The organism is Micromonospora sp. ATLC16 (genome assembly GCF_057196645.1).
In genome coordinates this window covers 1-1,367 of sequence record NZ_JBXUOW010000156.1, presented here as the reverse complement: position 1 = coordinate 1,367, position 1,367 = coordinate 1, and the positions used below count along the sequence as shown (strand labels likewise).

The 1,367-nt window shown below is 69.2% G+C and carries 1 protein-coding gene and 1 pseudogene; both read left to right on the top strand.

Features of this window, described 5'->3' with window-relative positions:
* The first annotated feature begins 166 nt into the window (after positions 1–166).
* Entirely contained in the window at positions 167–538 is a 372-nt protein-coding gene (locus tag AC2CHE_RS26820; RefSeq protein ID WP_484507604.1) for a transposase family protein, read from the top strand.
* Positions 457–1,332 (top strand): annotated as a pseudogene (locus tag AC2CHE_RS26815) (ISAs1 family transposase); the annotation flags it as partial. The gene AC2CHE_RS26820 and the pseudogene AC2CHE_RS26815, both read left to right, overlap by 82 nt.
* Positions 1,333–1,367: the final 35 nt, after the last annotated feature.

Sequence of the window (1,367 nt, the reverse complement as noted above, 5' to 3'; positions counted from 1 at the left end):
CCAGGGCTCAGGCAAGGTAGCGATATGTCCGTCGTGAGTGTTTCGGGGCGGACGCTCCTGATCGTGGTGGTATAGGCCGGGCGCGGCCTTTCGGTGATCATTCAGGTGTCGAAGCCGTAAGATCATCCGAGGACCGCGCCCGTTGGGAACATCATCGCTGATCGGTGTGCTGGCCGTGCACGCGGATCATGTTGGAGTGTCGCTGCCTGCCTCGTGCCGGCCGAGTCTGGTCGAGGCGTTGACGGCCGTGCCGGACCGGCGGGACCCGCGGGGCGTGGTGCATCCCCTCGCGGGAGTCCTGGCTACCACGGTCGCGGCGGTGCTGACCGGTGCCAGGTCGGCGGCGGCGGTCGCGGAGTGGGCGAACGACGCCCCGCGGCAGGTCCTCGCCGGGCTCGGCGCATGGCGGGACCCCCGTTCACTGGGGTGTACCGGGCGCCGGACGAGTCCACCTTCCGCAGGATCCTGGCCGGTGTCGACGCCGACGCCCTGCACGACACGGTCGGCCGGTGGATCGTCGCCTCCCGGCCGGCGCTGAGCTCGGGCCGGCGGGTGTACAGCGTGGACGGCAAGACGCTGCGGGGCAGCGGCCCGGCCGGTGCGCAGGTGCATCTGCTCGCAGTGCTGGACCAGCACACCGGGACCGTCCTCGGCCAGGTCGACGTCGACGGCAAGACCAACGAGCTGACCCGCTTCCAGCCGCTGCTGGACCCCCTCGACCTGACCGCGGTGCTCGTCACCGCTGATGCGTTACACACCCCGCGCGAGCACGCCCGCTGGCTGACCGAGGACAAGCAGGCCGGTTACGTGTTCACCGTGAAGCGCAACCAGCCGCGTCTGTATCGGCAGCTCAAAACCCTGCCCTGGACGAAGATCCCGATCCAGGACGAAACCAGCACCCGCGGACACGGCCGCTACGACATCCGCCGCCTGCAAGCAGTCACCTGCACCGGCGCACTCGCCTTGGACTTCCCACACGCCGTGCAAGCGCTACGGATCCGGCGTCGCCGGCTGAATCTGGCCACCGGCCGCTGGTCCACCGTCACCGTCTACGCGATCACCAACCTGAGCGCCGGCCAGGCCAGCCCGACCGACCTGACCGACGCTCTCCGCGGACACTGGGCCATCGAAACCCTGCACCACATCCACGACACCACCTACGCCGAAGACGCCAGCCGCCTGCGCACCGGCAACGCACCCCGCGTCATGGCCACCCTGCGCAACACCGCGATCAGCCTGCTCCGCCTGGCCGGCATCACCACCATCGCGAAAGCCCTACGCCGTAACAGCCGGAACCCGTACCGACCGCTACAACTACTCGGGATCACCTGAAAACGGGCGTATGGCTACCTTGCCTGAACCCTGGG